The sequence below is a fragment of the Dokdonia pacifica genome, assembly GCF_900188275.1.
GTDB classification, from domain to species: domain Bacteria; phylum Bacteroidota; class Bacteroidia; order Flavobacteriales; family Flavobacteriaceae; genus Dokdonia; species Dokdonia pacifica.
The window spans coordinates 276805-298761 of the sequence record NZ_FZNY01000003.1; the positions used below are offsets into that span (position 1 = coordinate 276805).

Below are 21957 nucleotides of genomic sequence, written 5' to 3' on the forward strand. Positions count from 1 at the left end.
AAAATGAAGGAATGCAAGACGGTATATACGCAAAATTTAGTACGCCAAAAGGCGAGATATTAGTACAACTAGAGCATGAAAAAACTCCTGGAACAGTAGGGAATTTTGTAGCGCTGGTAGAAGGAAATATGGAGAATGGTGCTAAACCACAAGGAACTCCTTATTACGATGGATTAAAATTTCACAGAGTAATTCCTGATTTTATGGTTCAGGGAGGATGCCCTCAAGGATCAGGTACTGGAAGTCCTGGATATCAGTTTGATGATGAGATTCATCCAGATCTTATTCATGATGCTCCTGGTAAATTAAGTATGGCCAATGCGGGACCTGGTACCAATGGAAGTCAGTTTTTTATAACGCATGTACCTACACCATGGTTGGATGGTAAACATACTGTTTTTGGATCTGTTATAGAAGGTCAAGATGTGGTAGATGCTATTGCACAAGGAGACACTATGGATACAGTTTCTATTGTACGTCAAGGTGCTGATGCCGAAGCATGGAATGCGATCGAAGCATTTAGAACTTTTGAAGGTGCTAGAGAAAGAAGAATTGCAGAAGCAAAAGCAGCACAAGAGGCACAGTTAGATGAGCTTGCTGCTGGATTTGATAAAACAGAAAGCGGTCTGAGATATAAAGTGATCCAAAAAGGAAATGGTGCAAAACCAACTTCAGGACAAACGGTTTCTGTACATTACAAAGGACAACTTCCTGATGGAACTGTATTTGATAGTTCTTATAAGCGTAACCAACCTATCGATTTTCAAGTAGGGATAGGTCAAGTAATCCCAGGATGGGATGAAGGTATTATGTTACTAGAAGTAGGAGATAAAGCGCGTTTAGTAATTCCTTCAGATCTTGGATATGGAAGCCGTGGGGCTGGTGGCGTAATTCCTCCAGATGCTACATTGGTTTTTGATGTAGAATTAGTTGCTGTAAAGTAAGTTATATGCGCTTTCGCGAAATCGAACCCGTGAGATTCACGACCATGGGGAGAGCAAAGCGATAAAGCGTATAATGAAAATAAAGAATACCTATTCATGGGTTGTATAAACTGTGAATAACTACTCATAAAAAGTGCCTATTACGATAGGCACTTTTTCTATTTTTAGGGTATGGAAGCACTCAAATACCCAATAGGCACATTTACGCCACCAGAAACCATTTCTGATGAAAAATTAAAAGAATGGATTACCATTCTAGAAGTATTACCAGCACAGTTACGTGATATGGTAAGCGAAATGAAAGATGAACAGTTAGACACACCCTACCGCCCAGAAGGATGGACTGTACGACAGGTAGTTCACCATGTAGCAGATAGTCATCACCATAGTTATATTCGTTTTAAATGGGCACTTACAGAAGATAATCCAATCATTAAGCCATATTTAGAAAAGGAATGGACTGATCTTCCAGATTTGAAAGGAATGCCAGTAGAATGGTCATTAAAACATCTAGAGGCGGTACATTATAAGCTCGTACGTTTGTTACGTAGTTTAAGTGATGAACAGTTAGAACGTACGTTTATTCATCCAGATGGAAATAAAACGATTTCTTTACGCCAAAATGTAGGACAATATGCGTGGCATGGAATGCATCACTACATGCATATTGCAAACCTTGTGAAGAGAGAAGGGTGGTAGTCACCAAATACTAGATATGATTTAAGAAGCCTATGATCACTGATGATAGGCTTTTTTAATCATTGATATTTCTAAACTCTTTTGGGTTTTATTACTTTGGTTTTAACTATTTCTCCTTTTTCATTAAAAAATGTAATCGTTTCTTTTACTACTAATCCTTTTATTTCAATATATATATGTTTATACAAAAACCTTTCTTTGGTGTTTTTGGAGAGCTTATAATAATTAATGGTTCTTTTAATATCCCCTAAATCAGTTGGATTCAATTCATATCTTTTGAAATATTCCTCTAAATCTCTAGCATCATTATCTATTTCTGTTGTGATCCATTCCTCCGTGAGTTCTCCTGTTTTATCATAGAACTTTTCATTTAAATAATACCCATATGCATCTTTGACTGATATTCTACCAATAGTTCCATTTTTATGATAGAAAATACTGATGCCGTTTTCCTTAAGATATTCTTTGTCTTGAAATGTATATTCTGTTTGTTTTGCTAAGTGTTTTATTTGTCCATTGCTGTAATATGTGGTGTCAACAGTTGAGCTTCCTTTTTCTAATCCAGACATTAGTGTCATAAATCGTTCTGTATGTTGTGCATATGAACTAAAACCTATAAAAAATATAATATAACAGAGACACTTGAGATTAGTTTGAAAGTTCATGTTATAGTGATCGAGTTTATAAGATATTGTCTTTATGTTGAAAGACGATATCTATTAGCCGTTGTTGCAAAAGTCATTTATTTTATAAAACGTCTTTTATAGAAGGCGATTAGCTTTTACTCTTTATATATTTAATGGCTTCTATAATGTTTTTATCTTTTGTAAGGTCTTCAAAGTTAGCTTCTTTTATGATTTCAATATCAGGAGTGATATATTCTCTATATTTTTCCTGAGCATCGGTTATATAGGATGTGGTGAGGGCTATTTTGACAGTATAAGGAAGTTCAAACAAGTCGTTTCCAGTTAAAAAGCCATAGGTGTTTTCTCCTATAAAAGTGACATTCTCTCTATTTTTAAATGCGACTGCAATATCTTCGCCAGAACTTCCAGTGAGTTTACCAATGAGCAATGCTACGGGTATATTAGTATCTGGCTTTATGGAAGGTATTACTTTTGCTTTTAACACCTTACCTTCGTAAAACCCTCCATCTTTTAATGTGTGAACTCCAATGTTAATACCATCATTGTCAATTGCATTATACATCAGGTTATCCCCTAATAAGCTGTGTAGAGCAGCTAGCATAGGAAACACATTCCCACCACCATTAAATCGTAAATCTATTACCCATCCTTTTATTTTTTTTATTTTTTGTAGCGTGACTATTTCATCATACATTTTTTGGGTTTCTATATTAAGAGAATCCTGAGTTAAATCAATCATTAACATTCCTGGTATATTGATATATCCAATATTTTCATTAATGAGTTGTACTTTAAATGGAGGTCTTTTTTCTAATTCTATTAAAAATGCGCTATTGAAATCTTCTTTAGATAATTGTTTGTTTAATGTGCTCCTATAAAAGCCTTTATCTGAAAATAAGCTACAATGATTGCATTTAATAGTATCAAAAACTTTAGTTGTTGTCTCTAAAGAAGTAGCAAAATCTTTTGCTTTAAGCGCTTGTTCAAGGGAGTATTTCCTTACAGTATTCCAATCTACATCTTCACGATTTAAATATTTTGATTCTAGATTGTTTAATAAATCATGGTAAAAGAATGTGATACTATCTTTAACGGTTAGGGATGTGTCTTGCGCATATGCCGTTGAGATTAATAAAAAAAAGCATAGTAAGATACCTGTACTTATTGATTTCATATTTGTGTCTTTTTGATTAACTATAAAACCAAAACTAAGCGTTGTGATATAGTTTAGCGATAAAAAAATGATGGAGAATGTCCAGAAAAAAGATATTGGACGTCTTAATTTTTATAGGACGCTTTATATTGAGACGGTGTCATACCAGTCGCTTTTTTAAATACAGCATTAAAAGATGATTTTGAACTAAACCCTGCTTTTTCCCCTATGGCTACTAGGGTATATTTTTCTGCTTGAGGAGATTGTAAAAGAGTTTTTACTTTATCAATTCTATAGGAATTTATAAAATCAGAAAAGGACATAGAAGCTGTTTCTTGTATATAGATAGATAATTCTTTTTCTTTTATGTTGAGAAGCGTAGCTAGGTCTACTACTTTTAAATGTTTGTTTGTAAAAACCTCTTCTGTAGTCATTATCAAATCAAGTTTGTCTTTTAGTGATTTATGAAATACTTCTTGTTCTTTATCTTTTAGTGTATATGATTTGAATAATAGCTTTGATTTGGTAAAACCAATGTATCCAATCCAATAGATATACATAGAATTTAAAAGTAAAATTGCATAATAAAATTGACCACTATCTTCAAGATTAAAACTAATGGCAATGATTTGATGAAGTAAATTCAACATAATGAATACAATAAACACCCATGAAAAAGTGCGTAACCATTTCCAATTTTTATAAACAGTAGTAGATCCTTTTATAGTGCTTTGATGTTTTTTAAGAAACCGAATTGCATATAACATCATGCATAGGTTAAATAAGAGGTATCCAATATCATTATATAAGAAAAAACCAGTTTGATATACCCGCACAAAAATATATTCATCAATTCCTGAATGCACATTTATATACCAGTAAAGTCTTAAGAGTCCATAGATAATCGCCGGAAGAAATAAACAATATTCTATAGAAGAGATTATTTTTTTATTTGTAATCTGACGTTTGATATAAAAATAAAAACCTACTCCTATAAGGTATTTATATGGAAAAGGAAAAGAAGCAAGTGGTATGGGACCTATAGTTCTTATCTGCATGTATAAGAACGCATATACCAAATTAAAAAATGACAATGAAAATAAGAATAGTAAATAATTATTACGTGCTTTCTTATTTTCATACGATTGCTTATAAATATATATGCAAAGCGTAAAGCCTTGAATAGCTCCGAATAAAACAATAATATTTAAAACGGTGTAATTAATGTTTCTTTTTATTTACCCAAAGACGAGGTAAATAATCGGATGTTGCAGGTATTATACTTCTTTAGCTAGTAGTTTATCTGAAATCCTATAGGTAGCCGCATACTGTAAATTTGCTTGCTGTTTTTTAAATTCAAAAAAAGCTCTTTTATACCATTTAGGGTCGGTAGCTTTCTTTCTGTAGGCTTCGTTGGTTTTTACACCATACATCTTGCCCTCAAACCAAGGTTCAATACCATAGATGCCAATTCCAAAATGTTCAATTCTTTCAAGGATAACTGCAAAGTCTGCTTCCGAAAAATATGGTGTAGGATCAGCGTCTGATTCTTGATGTATCTTTTGAAGATCAGTGAAAATATGCTTTTCTAAAAACTCATTTTTATCCATAATTAGCTAGTGATTTTTGCAGGTGTATTCTTTGGTAAAGGTACAGGTATTCGTATAGCTATTTGATGATCTAACGAAAAAATAAAAATCTTTATTCGTTAGCTATTATGTCTATAAGTAAACATAGCATTTACTTACAGTATCTTATCCTTCAATTCTACTTTTCTGCCATCTAAGTCTTGTATTACGGCAGTCTGTCCCCAAGGTGTTTTCTGTATATCAGATAGTATTTTCCAATTTGTTTCCTTAAGAATTTCTATAGTTTGCGGTAGATTGCGAACATCAAATCCTAATCTAAGAGATGCATCTGCTACTGTCATTGATTTTGTTAGAGGATATATTTCAAAAACAAATCCATTTGTTTCACAAGCATAATGATATGGGCCTTTCTCATGTTTATGATATTCAAAATTCATCCCCAATAATTCATGTTGAGCTTTTAATAATTCAGGTTCTTGAGTTCTAATGACAAGAAGATTTAATTTCATGTGAGGTTAGCAATTACTACTCTTTATTTATGATACCTATCTGTATTTATAAAAGAGTCCATTACTTTAGAAATATTTTTTGGAATATCCTCATCCCATTCACCACTTGTGATTTCTGCAATGACTTCTGCATTTGGATTGGTTTTTATAAATGTAGGAATGACATTAATACCATAATTTGCATAGACACTTTGTTTTTCTACATCTTCATCTACATTTATTTTAATAAACACAGCATTAGCTAAAGCTTCTTTTACAAGATTACTTTTGAAGCTCTTTTTAAAGCGTTTACATGGACCACACCAATCGGCATAAAAATAAATAATGGCTACTTTATCTTGCTTTTCTATGCTAGTGATTAATTCTTTAAGCTTTAAATCTTGTTCATAATAGTTGACAATAGCTACTTTGGGAGCTTTTGTATCCGTATTTGTTGTAAACGAAAAGAATGTTACTGTACTTAGGATAAGAGTAAGGAGAACTATTGTTTTTTTCATATGCTTTGATTTTTATACGTTGTTTCTGTTAATGGTTGATTCTCTATTTTTGAAAATCGTTGTTTATCAGTAGGAAGTATATCAACTATTTCAAATTGCTTTTTATCTAAAACATTAAAATTAACATGGTCTAAATAGAGATCAACCACATTTCTATCAATCATTATTTTTCCTCCACCGGCCCAATGTCTATCGGTTCCGTCTTTTTTTACTCCAGAAACCCAGTATTCGTCACCAGTTTCAAGATCATAATAATTTCCTGCTATTCCAGTACCACTTGAACTTTTTAACGCTTTGTTATTAAAATAAACAGTACGCCCAGATTTGGAAAAATCGGGTACTCCTATCCAAGCAGGACCATTATCTCCAAAACCACTTTTAAGTTCTATATATTTTAAGGTTTGTTCCATAAGATGTATTAAGAATGCGTTAATCTAGTAATAATTGCCGTATGTTCTGGAAACAATTCGATTAATTCTTTACGAGGAGGCATTACAAAATCTTTAAAATCGAATCCAGGAGAAACAGTACACCCTACAAAGGCATAGGTATCATCACCCACCACTTCAGCAGCAAACCAATCACCTCCTTGCACTACCAGTTGTGGTACTTGCCCTAAGACGATATCACGTCCAATTATATGATAGGTATACTTTCCATCTTTAGAAATCACATGAAGCCTAATTGGAGCGCCATCATAAAAATGCCAAATCTCATCCTGATTAATTTTATGAAAAGCAGAAAAACTATCGGAGGTTAATAAAAAGTAGATACTCGTGGCATAATTTCGGTTGCCATCATAGGCTTCTGGAAGTGCAGTTGCAGGAATGCTTCCTTCACTCCTGTAGACTTCTTTATAATACCCTCCTTCTGGATGAGGTAAGAGATCTAAGGCTTCTATAAGGTTTTCTTTAGTGTTCATCTATAAATGAGTTTATTTTCTTTTAAATAATGCGCTATATACTTGTTAATTTAATAAACGTTGGGTGTGTCCATAGATTTTTTAATTCAATATATTGTTTTGCATCCTCTTTTAATTCAGGTTCTAATTGAAATGTTTTTTCTAGATATTCAAAACTCTCGCTTTCTTTGTTTTGTAAATTCTTAATAATTGCTATTTGATAATAGTTCCAGGAAAAGGGGTTTATGTTATTTAATTGCTCAAAAAGTATTATGGCTTCTTCAAGTTCATCAATGCCTTTAAGATATAGTGCTTTACAATAATCAAGTTGGTATTTTGCTTCTTTCGAAAGCCCATTTTCTATAATATCAAATTCTCTTAGCGCTTCTTTTTTATCAGGAATACGGTTAAATATATTTAAGAGTAGCTGTATAGCTATTTGTTCAGAATAATATTCAGAAAAGAGTTTCTTAAGTTCTTTAAGAGCGTTTTTTAGATCATTCTGTTTGATATAATATTGTATGATATACATTAGCGCATTTGGACTTTTATCATCTACACTTAAACAAGCCTTGACAGTATCTATAAACTTGTCTTCGCCTTCTGAAACCATAATCTCATAAAAAGCTTGCATTTTATTTTCAAGAATCTGAATATTTTTAGGATCAAATTCTAATGCCTTATCATAAAATGCTACAGCTTTTTTATACTCACCACGTATGGAGTATAATGTGCCTTTATTTGCATAAGCTAATGTGGCTGTTTCATCAAGTTCTATCGCTTTGTCAAAAAGTTCAAGTGCATTTTCTAAGTTATCTCTTTCCATTTGGTAGGCACCAAATCCAATATATTTATCAACTTGATCTTTAGTTACACTCCCTTTTTTATGATCAGGATTAGGTTGAATCTTTATTTCTGAAATTTCTCCAGAATCTAATTTCCCCTGAAAATCATCCACCATATTAGAAACAATTCTTTTTAAATTTTCTATTACTTGATTGCATTGATGCTCAGTAAGTCCCTCTTTTGCTAATTGTTTTTTGACAATAATGTAATCATGGTTGTTTTCAAAATATACAGTTTGTGCTAGTGCTGTAATTTCAGTTTGGTATTGAAGTGAATTAAAAGTCTCACTTTTAATTCCTTTTTTCTTTGATTTCATAAAGTCAAATATTCCCATACTTTTTGATGTTTAATAAATAAGATATTACTATTTCTTACTGAGAATGAAGATACTTAAATTAAAAGTCTTTATACGCTTTCGCGAAAGCGTAAAAAAGAATAATGCCATTCGATTATTTTCAGTACTTTAAAATATAAGCTTTTGCAGCTTCAAGCACTTCATCTTTCCCGTTTTTAATACCTTCTATGGTAGGAGTGACCTCAATATCTGGAACAATACCTATGCGTTGTGTTTCGGTACCATCAGGATAATATACACCAATACCAGAAATCATAGTGACGAGTCCGCCGGGTAAATCAATTTTTGAAACATCGCCATCGGCACCAGCTGTGGCGCTTCCTATTACTGTAGTATGTACACCCGCTTGAAATGCCATGGTTGTATATTCTGATTGACTTTGAGAATTTTCATTTACTAGTACAACAACTTTTCCTGTATACGGTTGCTTTGATGTCGGAATAGAAAGTGGTTCTCCAAATTTAAATTCCCCTGGATTTTCTTTATTAGGGATTGTGAATTTTACAAAAGGTGTTGCCTCCTCTACAAAATAGTTTCCCAATAAATAAGGGATATATGTATTAGGATAATGACGTAGATCAATAATAATTCCTTTAGCATTTATGAATTCTTTTTTGATGCTAGCAATATCACTTTTCTCGATATGTTTTACACTCATATAACCTATGTTGTGATCTAAAAAGTAAAAGCGTTGTTCTTTATCTTTATCAAACCATTGTTGGAGGTTTAATTTTTCTCTAGGATATACAGCTACTTGATATGAAGCCTTTTTACCATTTCGAATGACTCCTACATTGATACTATCTTTATTAGAGCGCAAAAGAATACTTGATAGTTTTCTGTGTAACGAAGCAGTATTAGAAACAGGAATTACGGGAGATAATTTCTTTATTAAATCATCAATAGGTTGTCCATCTACAGAGGTGATGATATCACCTATTTCAATATTGTTTTCTTGTTTTAACGCTTCATTATAATGATCTATCACCACAAGTTGGTTTTCAATAAACTGCATTCGAAAAGAAGGGAGGTTAGTTCCTTTCCATTCTTTGAGTTTATCATCACCTTCCCATAGTGTAGCATGGGTGTCTTGAACATCACCAATTATTTTTATAGTAGCGAATTCATATTCAAGTTCGTTTTTTGCATTGATAAATAGCGGTATGTATTCTTTTAGGGTTGTATCCCAATTTTTATCGGCGATATGCTTATATGGAAAGAAGTAATGAATGATATTCCAATATCTATATAGTGCTAATAACCTATAACCCGTATCTGGATAAGTTGCGTCAGCATACGGTTCTTCAGCAAATTGAGCGTTTCCAATATAAGGTTTTATAGATACGTACTGTTGTTTTCCTTGATGTCTATTAGTATAGATATTTTGTAGTCTGTCTTTTAAGGAAATGCTTAATTGATGTTGCGTCGTCCAATCTAAGTTGGGTTTACGTTGCGCATCAGGATCAGTAGGGATACATTTTTTACAAGCTGGAACTTCACCTAACCCATCTATCCATTCTAGGAGTAATTGATCTCTATCATTAGTTGTAACCTTTAGATATTTGGGTAAAAATGCAAATAATTCGTAATCCCATTGATAAGTTCCTTTTGCAACTGCGGGATGATGGTATTTTAAAAACCCCCAGATTTTACCTAATAGTTCTAGATTATCAATACGCTCAGGCGTGAGATTAGAAATAGTGATATTAGACCCATTTTCAAAGGTATTTGTTGTTGGTTGTCTACTATTTGTTTGAGATTGGCATGATAGGATTCCTATGACAAAAAGGAGGAGTGTGATTTTTTTCATTGATTGATATGTGAGTTCAATCTGTTGACGGATGATCACATACTTTGTTACACTAATTTCTATTTTATGGATGCTAGTTTTTGATGATACGCTCCTGCCTGCCGGCAAGGCAGGTTCGCGAAATCAAGCTTGCGAGACCTGCCTGCCGGCAGGCAGGTTCACGACTGGAGGGAGAATAAAATAGTAAAGCATACTCAGTCAGATTTCTAATTGTAGTACTAAGAGTTATTTAAAACCGCATCGTATCGTTAGTTTGATATCTTTGTCAATTACTGTTTTTTGTATAAAATTTTCTTCATAAGCAATACCCCACTGAAATCGGTCAATCGTAAATGTGGTTGAGAAGTGAGTATTTGTAAAAATAGCCTCAAATACAATGGTATGTGTTTTTCCTTTGATGGTTAAATCACCAGTAATTTCTGCAATCTTCTCTGTCTTATATGAAGCTTGTATCATCTCAAAAGTAGCCTTTGGAAAACGATCAACATCAAAAAAATCAGAACCTTTTAAATGCTCATTTAGATTCCTTCTAGGGATTGGCTCATACTCAGGAATATCAGTAACAGCAATGGTAGACATATCTACTGTAAAATGTCCTCCTGTTATCTTGTTTTGATGTGTGATGAAATATCCTTTTTGTAGATCTACTTTCCCTTCATGTTTTTTGGAACCTCTCAATTTAGTGCCTTCCCAAAGGATGCTTGACGTCTCTATAGATATAGGAATCGTATCTCCTTTTGTTTTGATATCAGAAACCTTTGCTTCAGTAATTATTGCTTTTTGAACTACCGAATGATTTTTGGAAGTACAGGAAGCAAAACATAAGAATACGATAAAAATGGCGCGATACTTATTCATAATTTGGAATATTAGCTCCTAGAATGATATCTCTTTTTACAGTCAGTATCCCATTTTCTATAACAGGTTGTGTAATTCCCGAACCTCCACGATTCTCTAATGACTCCCTTTCTTTTGGAGTTAATAATGGATCATCATCAAATACAACACTATCTATGTAATATTCATTTTTGAGAGGTTCTTTTACAGTAATATGTATATGTTCAGGTTCTGATCTATTGGGATATGCCGCAGGTCTGAATGTATAAAACGTATAAGAACCTGTAGCATTTGTTTTAATCCAACCACGTAAATACCCATGTTTTTTTGCCCAGCCTTTGGCATTGGTTTTAGGTGTGTATAATCCTTTTCTATCGGTATGATAGATATATAAAATGATGTTTGCTGCAGGCGTTGTACCGTCTTTTTGTAATACGTTGCCTGTGAGTTTTAATGTTGGTTTCGCTTTCGCGAAATCAGGGAGCGTATCTATAGCGGTAAGGTTTTTAGTTCCATAGTCAAAAATTGCTTCACATCCTTGACATGGCCCACCTATAATGGCCGTATTTGTTTGTTGACCTTGGCAACTACTACATAAAAATAAGCTGATTACGCAGATGAATAATGCGTTTTTAGAATAATACATGCGTCATTATTTTTTCTAAACATAGGCTAGAAAAATAGATAGTAGAAATAAAATAAGCTCACAGGAGTTAAGATTATCCCAAGGTGAGGTGATCAAAATACGGTTTGAATTTTTGACTGTAATTCCGGCTTGCTCTTACCATTTTTTGATTACTTAAAAGCACATCATAATCGCCATTTTTTCGAGATGTATAAGAGACAATAGCATTCGTATTAACGATAGTGCTTTTATGTATTTGTATAAAATTAGTGGATGTTTTTTCCTCTAAAAAACGCTTTAATGTACTCGTATGTAAATATGTTTTTTCTTTAGTAACAATAGCTATATATGGTTTTTCTGAGCTTATAGATACAATGTCTGAATACGCTATAATCACAGAAGTATTACGATAGGTTACAATCATTTTTTCAGCAACAGTTTCTTTTGTAGTAGTCTTTAGAGGTGTTTCTTTTTGTGAAAGAAAGAATAGATGTGTACTATATATAAGTAGGCAGACAATACCATATCGTGTGATGGTATTTAAAAAGGTTTTGAAAAATTCAAATGGGTATTCATAAAACATATTAGATATTGAAAAAACTAGTGCTGAAAATAACGTGATATGCAATAGGGTCATTATAGGCGGAAAATAGTAGGCAGTTACTACATGCTTCATTTTTCTAATAAGAAGAAGGGTAGGAGCAAATAGCACCCAGAAAATACTAAATAGTAATGATTCTGAGAGGTAAAAAGAATAGGATCGTAAATAGGAATGCGATAGGTCTTTTACAATCACAAGAAGTATGATGATAGTACTTGCTAATAGCCCTTTTTTTATGATGTTTGTATCCTTATGGATAGTCATTGTACTCATGATCGTATATGATAATATTGATACCTTTAAGATACACTTTTATTTTAGTTTCTTCCAGAATATCACCTTATCATCATCTTTGTCATAAAATTCAGGAATGATGGCTTGTTGTATGTAATTACATTGATCATAAAAAGACCTTGTTAGTTTAAAATCGGGTTTTCCAGAGGTTTCTACAATGAGAATACGGTGTCCTTGATTTTGTAAAAGGTTTTCTATGTAACGCATCATTTTTTTACCAATTCCTTTTCCTTGATGTTCTTTATGCACAGCTATGGCATAGAGATTATACGTGCCTTCTGTAAGCCTTTCTGGCGCGCAATAGCCAATAGCAATAGGTGTGTCATTATATAGTGTTGTAAACCAAATATCAGTAGAGGAGGGGTTGTTAAAATAGTCATAAATCATATCTTCTAGTAACTCGGAGGGAAATAATTCACTAGAATCTAATACGACTTTTAGATCATGAAGATCTTCTTTTTTAATCGTTCTTATTTCTGTATGCATCGCTTTAAAATATAAAGGTCAAAAATACACTAGCTAAAGCTCCTAAAATTGTACGGTTCTGCTATTATACGCCTTGGAAGGTGGAACACCTAATACATTTTTAAAAGCATTACTTAAATGTGCTTGATCAAAAAAACCATGCTCTAATGATGCTTCTGTAAGGGTGTTATTGTTTTGTAAATGACTTTGAATAGCTTTTTTAAGATTATTCCAGACTAGATACTTTTTTATAGAGACTCCAATATGTTCTTTAAAAAGATGCGAAAGTCTACTTTCAGATAGGAATACACTGTCTCTTAATGATGGGATGAGTGTTTCATAAGTCACCTTCTTATGTGTTATGATGTCAAGACATTTTGCGATACGGGTATCTAACGGAGTTTTAAGGTCATTGTTTAGAGCAAATTCCTTGAGATGGGTGTAGAACTGTTGTTTTTCGGGAAATGTCGTTGAGGTATAATATCCATTGGAAAGTATAATGCCAGATTGTATTAAAAATTCAGAGAGCATATTATTATGACTTTCTATCATCAGTGTTTTTACCAGACAATCTTGTGAAGAAAATTGATGTTTTACGTTTGCATCTACTATAGCGAATACTAGGTTTTCAGAGACGAGTTCATTTACTTTTAGGGAAAAGGTTCCTTTTATGGCTATGATAACTTCCACCACAGGATGTGCATGATTCGTAGTGTGTATATCATGCATCTCAAAATCATAGATGCCTTTGTAGATATCAAAGTAATGAATGGTCATGTGTGGATTTTTGTGTGTACTACTATCTAATAAAAACTTCTAATTTTCAGACAATTCTTGTGCCTTTTTATAATAAGCAGCAGCCTCTTTCTTCATATCTAAAGCCGTGTATGTATCTCCTATTTTTTTGTGTAATTCTTGCGAATCAGAACGTTTATGAAGGAGTATTTTATAGATATCTAAGGCTTCTGCATATTTACTGTGTTTTATATAAAAATCGGTGATTTCATAGGGGCGCGAACCTCTAAGATTTTCTATAAAAGAAGATGATGAAAATGTAGTCATAAAATAGTCAAACTGCGTATAATTCTCTTCGCGAATTCCACTACGTATTAAGGTGAATTTTGTCCACTCAGACACTTCATTTTGGAAACCAAATTGTTCTGATCGTTGTTTATAATAGTCATATACATATTCTAAACCTCCCGCTTTTGTATATTCCTCTAGGGTATTAAACTGTAACTCTGGATAATAATGATAAAATTGGGTAATCCCTTTGTATAAGGTCATATATGGAGTAGAACGATGCTCTGCATCTGCTAGCTTTTTATACGTCCAATGCATAGATTTTGGCGCTTTTACTTGAAGCAAACTATCTAACTTTTCGGTACCCATATTGACACTGCCTTCATGCGGACTTACAGAAAAATATAAGGATCTATCAATAGTTGGATGTTTCTGAAGAAAAGTAGCTACAGCATCTATTTTCTGTGCGATAGGAAATGGACTTGCCGCCATATACCCATTAAATAGTTCTGGGGTATCTAATAAGGTTTGAATCACAAAACTACCTCCATATTCCCAACCAAAAAGTAAGCGCTCTGATGAAGTGCGGTAGTTGGTATCTATAAATGGTAACACTTCTTCTTTTATAAATGATGAGAATTTTTTTTCTGAATCGCTAAAGTGACCAAAACGATGAGGATACGTATTAGTGATTCCTACTACGATAAACTCTGGGGTTTGTTTGAATTGTGTAAAAGACTTTAGTAAGCTAACGCCATAAGGAAATAAGCGTTGCCCATCAAGTATAAAAAGAACAGGATATTTTTTATCTGATTCAGAATACGAATCTGGAGTATATACCTTTATTTCTCGATGCTCTTCTAAGAATGTAGAAGGTATTGTACGCGTAAGTCCTAAGCTATTTTCTGAAGGTGTATTTTGTGTTTTCACACTAATGGTAATACAGAAAAAAATGAATAGGAAGAGTTTCGTTTTTAAGCGCATCATATACGTTGTTGATTGGCACTTAAATATATTGTTTTTGATACATCAGGGTTGTTAAATAGAGGTTAAAACACGACTTGAGTATGAGTACCTAAATTTTTCGATGTATTTACCTTACTTCAAGTTTGCATGGAGTTTTCTTTTTTCGCGAAAGCGGAATATTGACATCAATCCGTAATTATTTCTAAGTGATTCTTTGAGCCTGTCATTTGCCAATGAGTTAATGACACAGGGATATTTCCGATACTGTTTAGGGAATCAAAAAAGTCTTTTAGAATAAAGGGTTTGTTTTGTGATTCTTGGATTCTAGCATAATCAGCAAATGCATTTTCTAATAAATATTTACCTGTGATATAACTTGTCCCATATCCGGGTTGACGTAAATACAAGTGTTGCTCAAAAATAAGGAGTTCTTTTTCAGTCTTCATCCAACCACGAGGGGTGTATTCGCTGTGAATCCCGCCAGCTTCTTCCATGGTCATTTCATTGGCATGTGCATATAAAGATCCTAAACCTCTTGCAGCACGTTGCGCAATCATGATATATACAATCTCTTTGGTTCTTGGACTATCATCATATAAACCCGCTTGCATGAATAGTTCTTCAACAGCTGTGGCAGTTCCTTCATTTCTTGAATCGAAAATATTATACAATAAGGGGCCTTTTCGTATCTCACTTTTATGCGGTTCATTATCCATACGGGCTAGTTCAAACCAATGGTAAAAATGGGAGTATAGCGGTCTGGGATCGTAATGTTCTCCTATGGTGAAAAAATTTCGTTTCTCTTTGGGTATAAATGCTCCTAAATGCTCACGTAAGGCAGGGTCGAAATAAGGTTTTACAGTTACAATTTCTTCCTGATCTAGAAAAGTAATTAAACTATTGGCAGCTTCATCTGCCATTTTATTGTAGGCTTCAGGAGAGTTGGCATCCATTAATTTTGGAAGTTTTCTATTTCTGTGCTCTTCCAATTTTAACGAAGTCCAAGCACGGGCGAGTTCTCGTTTTAGAATCATTACTTCGTCATCCCAAGTTAAGGGAACTAGGTGTACATTTTGTAAATACCAAGTATAATTGTCTTTGCCAATTCCTGAGGGACCTGTTTTTGATTTAGATTGATTCTGTAACCAAGATACCAGATCATTGGTTGAGGCTATCGCTTCATCAATCATCGACACTAAGGCAGTATCCTCTTTAATAGTCGCTTGCTTTTTTAGATTGGTAAGTACGACGCTTTGGTATTGAATATCCCGAATTCCAGTGATCCATAAATCTCTGGCATTTCCGGTTAAATTTTTCTTTGCTTGCTTATTGAGAGGTGTAATTATTTTTAGATCGTTTAAGAGTCTATCTCTTTCTTTTGTCGATAATGGAAATGTATAGGTCCATAGTTCGGTAGTGCCGTGATGGGTAGGGCCTTCATGAGCAGGGACATCACTTCTGCTAGACCAAACTGATTTATAAAAAGCAGGATCACGCGCCCAAGGTTGTAAAATTCGATGGTTAAAATCATAGCCATTCATTTCTGCCCAAACAATCATCCAATCTACTTGATGTTCTATAGACCAGTTTGTAGTGTCAATAGATTGTAAACCTGACTGTAATTCTTTGAATTTTGGCACACGTTTTTCAAAAGTTTCTGCTGTATAATCAGGAGCGCCATCGAGTAGGGGTGGGTTTTCAAAGGTTCTCCATTCTTTAAATAAGGTTACTAAAGTAGAATAATCTTTAGAGGTATAATCCTGAATACTAGTTACGGTTTCTTTGGTTGTTTCTACCGATTTTTCTTTGGTCTCTGTTTGACAGCTTAAAAGAAATATGACTAAAAAAGAAAGAATGATGGTGGTTGTTTTCATCTGAGTATGGTTATGGTATTTTTTGTCCAGCTAAATGCAACATCTTAAAAATATCGCCAGACTTCATAAAAATACGGAAACCTTTTGATTCCCAGATTCTAGTCTTCTCTTAGAAGAAAAGGGATTACTTTTTTAGTCTTGAATTGTGATTTTTTTAGGTCTTGGTTCGCTTTCGCGAAAGCGTATAACGTATCAATAGTTATATGAGTTTCCTCTTTGGAGATTAGAGACATTCTCTCCCTTCCGTCTGTGTCTCATTCTTCGACACATTCACCTTCCCTCATCCTGGCCTTCTCCCAGAGGGAGAAGGAATTATTTTTTAGTTCGCCCTCCAGTGGTTAGGTGGCTTACCACTTAATACATTCATTCGGAAACGGAAAGTTATTATTTTTTTGTGCTTCGCATTTTACAAAAAAACAATAACAACTACCCACTCACATTAACATTATACACTATATAGATATGACTAGGTGATTGAGTGCTTCGTTGTAAACGAAGTGTATCGAAATCACCACTTAATAATAGAGCTTGCCCATGTAAAGCCACTACCAAATGCAGCAAGAACAACGGTATCTCCCTCTTTTACCTTTCCTTTTTCCCATGCTTCTGTTAATGCAATGGGAATTGAAGCAGCGGTCGTATTACCATATTTTTGGATATTATTAAATACCTGATCGTCTGTAAGACCAAATTTCTTCTGTACAAATTGTGCAATACGAAGATTGGCCTGATGAGGAATCAACATATCTATATTTTCTGCAGTTAAGTTGTTTTTAGCAAGTCCTTCTTTGATTACTTCAGAAAAACGAACTACTGCATTTTTGAATACAAATTGTCCATTCATATATGGATAATATGGAATATCTTCAGTAGGATTTGTTGCTATAATTTCTGGCACCCATTGCTCAGTACTTGGACCTTTAAGTGAAAGCTCCAATGCGTGTTCTCCTTGACTATGTAAGTGAGAAGAAAGAATTCCTTTAGACGTATCTTCTTCACGGGTTAATACCGCAGCACCAGCACCATCTCCAAAAATAACAGAAACTGATCTACCGCGGGTTGTAAAATCCAGACCCCCACTATGATTCTCTGCACCAATAACCAATACGTTTTTATACATTCCCGTTTTTACAAACTGATCTGCTGTAGCAAGGGCATATACAAAACCACTACATTGGTTACGTACATCTAATGCAGGAATGGTCTCCATACCCATAAGATGTTGTACTTGCACACCACAACCTGGGAAGTAATAATCAGGGCTTAAGGTGGCAAAGACAATCATATCAATATCCTTGTTTGTCAACCCTGCTCGTTCTATAGCGATAGTGGCAGCTTTCACCCCCATTTTTGCTGTAGAATTCCCATCTCCTTTTTTGATATGACGACGCTCTTTTATTCCAGTTCGCTCTTGTATCCAAGCATCATTTGTATCCATCAGTTTTGATAGATCATCATTAGTAACAACATTTTCAGGAACATATGCGCCCAATCCGGCGATTCTAGAATTATACATATAGATTTTTATTTAAAGGTCACACAATCAGGTGGTGACATATAAGTAATTGCTTTATACGTTTTCACGAAAGTGAAAAAAGACGTAACACAAATATATGTTTTTGAATGTCGTTTAAGAAGAAAGCATGCATCGTTTAGTATGCGTGCATAATAATATTAAAAAGTATGGTTGGATACAAAAAAGAGCGCCCGACTGAAAGCGCTCTTTTTAAAACAACCTAACCAAATAATTGAAAAGCTTAGCTGATCAAATATTAACTTTTTATGCTACCCGTTTTTTATAGGCATATTGCTCAAAGTTATTCACTTTGATACGTCCACCTAAGTCGTGCATTAAATTATAGAGACCAAAAAATGTTCTGTTTATATAGAGGAAATGTTTACTACCTCTATTTCCATTCATTTTTCGGATTTCAGTGTCTTTACTATATTTTTCACTTAACGCTGCTATCTTATCAAAGAAAGTAGTGTCTTTAAAATCAAATGTTTCTTGATGAAAAGGCTCTGTAAAAAGACTTAGCATTTCATGAAACAGCTCTGAGAAGAATTTGACTTGATCTGGTGTATCATCTTCTCTTAAGATTTCTAATTCAAATAATTTTTGCTTAAAAATCTCAGGGTTATTGATATTTTCTTTTTCAGCCAATTCAAAGTAGGGGATATAGAAGTCTTCCGGAACATGCTTGATACATCCAAAGTCTATGGCGATCAATTGATTTTTATCATTGACTAAGAAATTACCGGGATGCGGATCTGCATGGACTCTTCTAAGACGGTGCATTTGGAACATATAAAAATCCCATAAGGCTTGACTTAATTGGTCGGAAGCTTCCTGATTGTTGTTGGTTGCAACAAACTCACTCAAGTGTTGGCCATCCATCCAATCCATAGTAAGAATACGCTCACTTGACAGTTCTTCATAATACTTAGGAAACTGTAAGTTGGGTATAGATGCACAATCTTCTACCATCTGCATACTTTGTGCTAGCTCTAGTGTGTAATCGGTTTCTTCTAGTAGTTTATCTTCCACCTCTTTAAAGTACTTTTCTTTTCCTTTTCCTTGTAGATTAAACATTCTAGAAGCGATCGGTTTCACTAGAGCTAGATCACTACTGATACTATCTGCGACTCCAGGATATTGGATTTTCACAGCAAGTTTTTTCCCATCTAGTATAGCCTTATGAACTTGGCCTATACTAGCAGCATTAACACTTTGAGCCTCAAATGTATCAAATAAATCTTCTGGGTATTTCCCCAAATATTTTTTAAAAGTTTTGCGTACTAAAGGAGCAGAAAGTGGTGGTACAGAAAATTGAGAAAGCGAAAACTTCTCTACATATGCTTTTGGCATGATGTTTTTTTCCATACTTAACATTTGAGCTACTTTAAGAGCGCTTCCTTTTAAACTTTTTAAGCCGTCGTAAATATCTTCGGCATTACTCTCGTTTAATTTTTCTTTTGATAAAGAAGGATTGACCACCTTCTCACCATAATATTTCACATAATTCACACCAACTTTAGCACCTGTTTTTACTAGCTTGGATGCACGTTGTAGTTTATTAGTAGGTATGTGATCTATTGTTTTCATAGGCTTCGGTGCCTCCTTAGGAGGTCTCTATTCATTCTTATTCCCTCAAAGGCGGGAATCTTTATTTTAACGCTTCACTCTCCCTTTGGTTGTGAATCTTACGAGTTCGATTTCGCGAAAGCGAAATTCTCCTTCACTATAAATTTTCCAAAATCAATAATGCTTTCTAGGGGTGTTGTTTCAAACACATCAAAAATGGCTTTGACAGATTTTTCGATAGCAACATCTGTTTTTTCAAATCCGGCAGAATTATCACTCATCCAATATTTTAAAAGGAATAAGAACTGAATCCAAGCTCCTTCACTAAATAATTGCACAGGATTTTTTGTGATTTTATAGGCTTTGCTTTCATTACCTTCTTCAATGAGCGATGTTGCAAAGTGACGTATTTTTATACGAAGTTCTTTAAGCTGTTCTAAATTTTTAAGAGGCATCGCGTGCTCTTTCAAAACAAAAAGGACATAACTTCTATTGGCAGTAAGATTACCAAACATGGTATAGAAAAATGAAAGCATCTTGTCTTTATTAGGATAGTTTTCAAAATCTTTATCCTTGTGTAAAGTTGCAACGGTGCTTTCATAAAGAGCGATCCAGATATGTTGTTTCAATCCTTCAAAAGAACCAAAATGCTCATAAAATTCTGTTTCGGTACATTTGATGTCTTTACAAAATTTATAGATAGTTACTGGGGTTTTGCCATGTTCTAAAACATGGTCCATGTATTTAGAAATGATATCTGTAGCAGTTATCTTTTTTTTGGTAGTTTTCTTTGCTGTAGCCATGTGAGATGATTATACAGTAAAGATAATGAATGTTTACATTATTTTATAAATCGTTAAACAAAATATATTGTTAAAGTTGTTTCAAAATATTTGAAAGAAGTACCACAATCCTACATTAAAAAGATTAGGAAGTAAACTCACCGATATGCCATAAAATTCCTGAAGGATCGTACAGAAAAAACTCGTTTCCCCAATCGTTGTAATGAATATGAGAGATTCTAACTCTTTTATAGGTTTTGTCAAGTTCTAGTGATTTAATACGAAGTAAATGTGTTTCTAGATCTTTTACTTCTAGAAACAGCATCGAGTTATTTACCCAATCTTTCACATATGCATCTTGTAAATAAAAACCGAAATCACCCAATTTGAAATAAGACATTTTAGGGCCTATTTTTACTTCTTCAAAACCTAAATCAAGGTAAAAGTTTCTTGAAAGTTCGTAATCTTTGGCACCAATAAAGGCTCTGATTGATTTGACTGCGTATTCCATAGAGATGTGATATTTAGCTATTGTAGACTTAAAGATAGCTTTTATTATTTTACTTTTTATATGGACGGATTTGCTAGGATATACTATATGGGGTTTTACTCATTGACTTTGAGTAAAATGCAGTTGTTTTTTTTGCATTTTCAATTTCTTGATCTGAAAGGTTTAGTTCAAAATGCGCAATGATTTTTATAAAATCATCTAATAATGTATGATAGTTTGTATGTAGTGTGTGACTATTTGTATGAAGCTGTGCTTGTTTACGATGTAACTTTACCATATGAATTAGGTATGCTTCCTTTGTGGTGTAATGATACCCTTCTCCTGTAAAATACCTTTTAAGAATATCTGTAGGTTGTTGCCACCACTGAGCAAAACCGCCATCAGACTTTTTAAGAGAAGCGACAACTTCATCTGTTTTTCTATCGAGATACATCCATTTTGTAGTAGGATAAAGTTCTAGAAATACATCTATCATAAATACATTCCATGAAGTAAGTTTAAAAATCACATGCTTCTCATCACCTAAAGGTTGACAATAACTTTCAATAATTTTTTTTAATTGTTTTTGAACAGTTTCTTTTGGGAGATTATGTAATACGTAAGAAAGTAATAAACCATTAATGGCTTCTGTTTCAGATATAACTCTAATATGAGAAGTTGTTTGCAACATTCTAACTAGTAATGTAGAACCACAATGTGATGTATGAAAAATAAAGCCCTTTAACTCAATTTGTCTATTCGGAATTATGTCTATAGCATCTAATGTTTCATTTGTAATTGCGTGTCCTTTCATTCGGTATGCTTGAATACCTTCATTAAAAAAAGGATATTTAAAAACAACAGCAGGTAGTTTATAACAAACGGTGGTAGGATGTTCTTCAACAGTAGTATGTTTAGGAAATAGCTTTTTTGGTTTTTTTATAGAGGACATTTGTTTTCTATAT

General features: G+C 33.6%; 24 protein-coding genes. 2 read left to right on the top strand and 22 right to left on the bottom strand.

The features are described 5' to 3' along the window. The first annotated feature begins 11 nt into the window (after nucleotides 1–11). Together CHB80_RS11285 and CHB80_RS11290 are read left to right on the top strand one after the other, a co-directional pair. The gene (locus tag CHB80_RS11285; protein WP_089371573.1) at nucleotides 12–944 is read left to right on the top strand and encodes a peptidylprolyl isomerase; all 933 of its coding nucleotides are present in this window, start codon (nucleotides 12–14) and stop codon (nucleotides 942–944) included. A 171-nt stretch (nucleotides 945–1115) separates the two neighbouring features. Next, nucleotides 1116–1643, top strand: a complete 528-nt coding sequence (locus CHB80_RS11290) for a YfiT family bacillithiol transferase (RefSeq protein WP_089371574.1) — start codon at nucleotides 1116–1118, stop codon at nucleotides 1641–1643. Between the two features lie 71 nt (nucleotides 1644–1714). Here CHB80_RS11290 and CHB80_RS11295 read toward each other — a convergent pair whose 3' ends face one another. The 22 genes from CHB80_RS11295 to CHB80_RS11400 form a co-directional block, all read right to left on the bottom strand. Continuing rightward, complete coding sequence (locus tag CHB80_RS11295; RefSeq protein WP_089371575.1) at nucleotides 1715–2308, bottom strand: hypothetical protein; 594 nt, start codon at nucleotides 2306–2308, stop codon at nucleotides 1715–1717. Between the two features lie 109 nt (nucleotides 2309–2417). Then, nucleotides 2418–3464: a S41 family peptidase gene (locus CHB80_RS11300; RefSeq protein ID WP_089371576.1), complete on the bottom strand. Its 1047-nt coding sequence runs from the start codon at nucleotides 3462–3464 to the stop codon at nucleotides 2418–2420. Between the two features lie 104 nt (nucleotides 3465–3568). Further along, the gene (locus CHB80_RS11305; RefSeq protein WP_143337111.1) at nucleotides 3569–4501 is read right to left on the bottom strand and encodes a helix-turn-helix domain-containing protein; all 933 of its coding nucleotides are present in this window, start codon (nucleotides 4499–4501) and stop codon (nucleotides 3569–3571) included. Between the two features lie 219 nt (nucleotides 4502–4720). Then, nucleotides 4721–5053 carry a hypothetical protein gene (locus tag CHB80_RS11310; protein WP_089371578.1) on the bottom strand — a complete coding sequence of 111 codons (333 nt, stop codon included), beginning with the start codon at nucleotides 5051–5053 and terminating at the stop codon, nucleotides 4721–4723. A gap of 134 nt (nucleotides 5054–5187) precedes the next feature. After that, nucleotides 5188–5541 (bottom strand): VOC family protein, encoded by a 354-nt coding sequence (locus CHB80_RS11315; RefSeq protein ID WP_089371579.1) that lies wholly within the window; start codon nucleotides 5539–5541, stop codon nucleotides 5188–5190. A gap of 23 nt (nucleotides 5542–5564) precedes the next feature. Continuing rightward, on the bottom strand, nucleotides 5565–6038 hold the full coding sequence (locus tag CHB80_RS11320; RefSeq protein WP_089371580.1) for a thioredoxin family protein: 474 nt from the start codon (nucleotides 6036–6038) through the stop codon (nucleotides 5565–5567). Next, nucleotides 6035–6448, bottom strand: a complete 414-nt coding sequence (locus CHB80_RS11325) for a hypothetical protein (protein WP_089371581.1) — start codon at nucleotides 6446–6448, stop codon at nucleotides 6035–6037. Before CHB80_RS11325 ends, CHB80_RS11320 begins: the two co-directional genes overlap by 4 nt. An 8-nt stretch (nucleotides 6449–6456) precedes the next feature. Continuing rightward, complete coding sequence (locus CHB80_RS11330; RefSeq protein WP_089371582.1) at nucleotides 6457–6960, bottom strand: cupin domain-containing protein; 504 nt, start codon at nucleotides 6958–6960, stop codon at nucleotides 6457–6459. A gap of 34 nt (nucleotides 6961–6994) precedes the next feature. Continuing rightward, nucleotides 6995–8119, bottom strand: coding sequence for a tetratricopeptide repeat protein (locus CHB80_RS11335; RefSeq protein ID WP_089371583.1), 1125 nt, complete (start codon nucleotides 8117–8119; stop codon nucleotides 6995–6997). A gap of 121 nt (nucleotides 8120–8240) precedes the next feature. Then, nucleotides 8241–9950, bottom strand: coding sequence for a S41 family peptidase (locus CHB80_RS11340; protein ID WP_089371584.1), 1710 nt, complete (start codon nucleotides 9948–9950; stop codon nucleotides 8241–8243). A 225-nt stretch (nucleotides 9951–10175) separates the two neighbouring features. Further along, nucleotides 10176–10808: a YceI family protein gene (locus CHB80_RS11345; protein ID WP_089371585.1), complete on the bottom strand. Its 633-nt coding sequence runs from the start codon at nucleotides 10806–10808 to the stop codon at nucleotides 10176–10178. Further along, nucleotides 10801–11433, bottom strand: coding sequence for a dioxygenase family protein (locus tag CHB80_RS11350; protein ID WP_089371586.1), 633 nt, complete (start codon nucleotides 11431–11433; stop codon nucleotides 10801–10803). Before CHB80_RS11350 ends, CHB80_RS11345 begins: the two co-directional genes overlap by 8 nt. Before the next feature lie 73 nt (nucleotides 11434–11506). Continuing rightward, nucleotides 11507–12286, bottom strand: a complete 780-nt coding sequence (locus tag CHB80_RS11355) for a LytTR family DNA-binding domain-containing protein (protein WP_089371587.1) — start codon at nucleotides 12284–12286, stop codon at nucleotides 11507–11509. A 39-nt stretch (nucleotides 12287–12325) separates the two neighbouring features. Beyond that, nucleotides 12326–12793 (bottom strand): GNAT family N-acetyltransferase, encoded by a 468-nt coding sequence (locus CHB80_RS11360; RefSeq protein ID WP_089371588.1) that lies wholly within the window; start codon nucleotides 12791–12793, stop codon nucleotides 12326–12328. A gap of 42 nt (nucleotides 12794–12835) precedes the next feature. Then, nucleotides 12836–13549, bottom strand: a complete 714-nt coding sequence (locus CHB80_RS11365) for a helix-turn-helix domain-containing protein (RefSeq protein WP_089371589.1) — start codon at nucleotides 13547–13549, stop codon at nucleotides 12836–12838. 39 nt (nucleotides 13550–13588) lie between these two features. Then, entirely contained in the window at nucleotides 13589–14725 is a 1137-nt protein-coding gene (locus CHB80_RS11370; RefSeq protein WP_179218137.1) for an alpha/beta hydrolase-fold protein, read from the bottom strand. A gap of 221 nt (nucleotides 14726–14946) precedes the next feature. Beyond that, a complete protein-coding gene (locus CHB80_RS11375; protein ID WP_089371591.1) occupies nucleotides 14947–16635 on the bottom strand; it encodes a hypothetical protein in 1689 nt (562 codons plus the stop codon). 508 nt (nucleotides 16636–17143) lie between these two features. Then, complete coding sequence (locus CHB80_RS11380) at nucleotides 17144–18151, bottom strand: 3-oxoacyl-ACP synthase III family protein (protein WP_089371592.1); 1008 nt, start codon at nucleotides 18149–18151, stop codon at nucleotides 17144–17146. 264 nt (nucleotides 18152–18415) lie between these two features. Continuing rightward, nucleotides 18416–19741 carry an ABC1 kinase family protein gene (locus CHB80_RS11385; RefSeq protein WP_089371593.1) on the bottom strand — a complete coding sequence of 442 codons (1326 nt, stop codon included), beginning with the start codon at nucleotides 19739–19741 and terminating at the stop codon, nucleotides 18416–18418. A gap of 98 nt (nucleotides 19742–19839) precedes the next feature. Continuing rightward, nucleotides 19840–20523 carry a TetR/AcrR family transcriptional regulator gene (locus CHB80_RS11390; RefSeq protein WP_089371594.1) on the bottom strand — a complete coding sequence of 228 codons (684 nt, stop codon included), beginning with the start codon at nucleotides 20521–20523 and terminating at the stop codon, nucleotides 19840–19842. 124 nt (nucleotides 20524–20647) lie between these two features. Continuing rightward, nucleotides 20648–21013, bottom strand: coding sequence for a VOC family protein (locus CHB80_RS11395; RefSeq protein ID WP_089371595.1), 366 nt, complete (start codon nucleotides 21011–21013; stop codon nucleotides 20648–20650). 73 nt (nucleotides 21014–21086) lie between these two features. Continuing rightward, the gene (locus tag CHB80_RS11400; RefSeq protein ID WP_089371596.1) at nucleotides 21087–21944 is read right to left on the bottom strand and encodes a hypothetical protein; all 858 of its coding nucleotides are present in this window, start codon (nucleotides 21942–21944) and stop codon (nucleotides 21087–21089) included. Nucleotides 21945–21957: the final 13 nt, after the last annotated feature.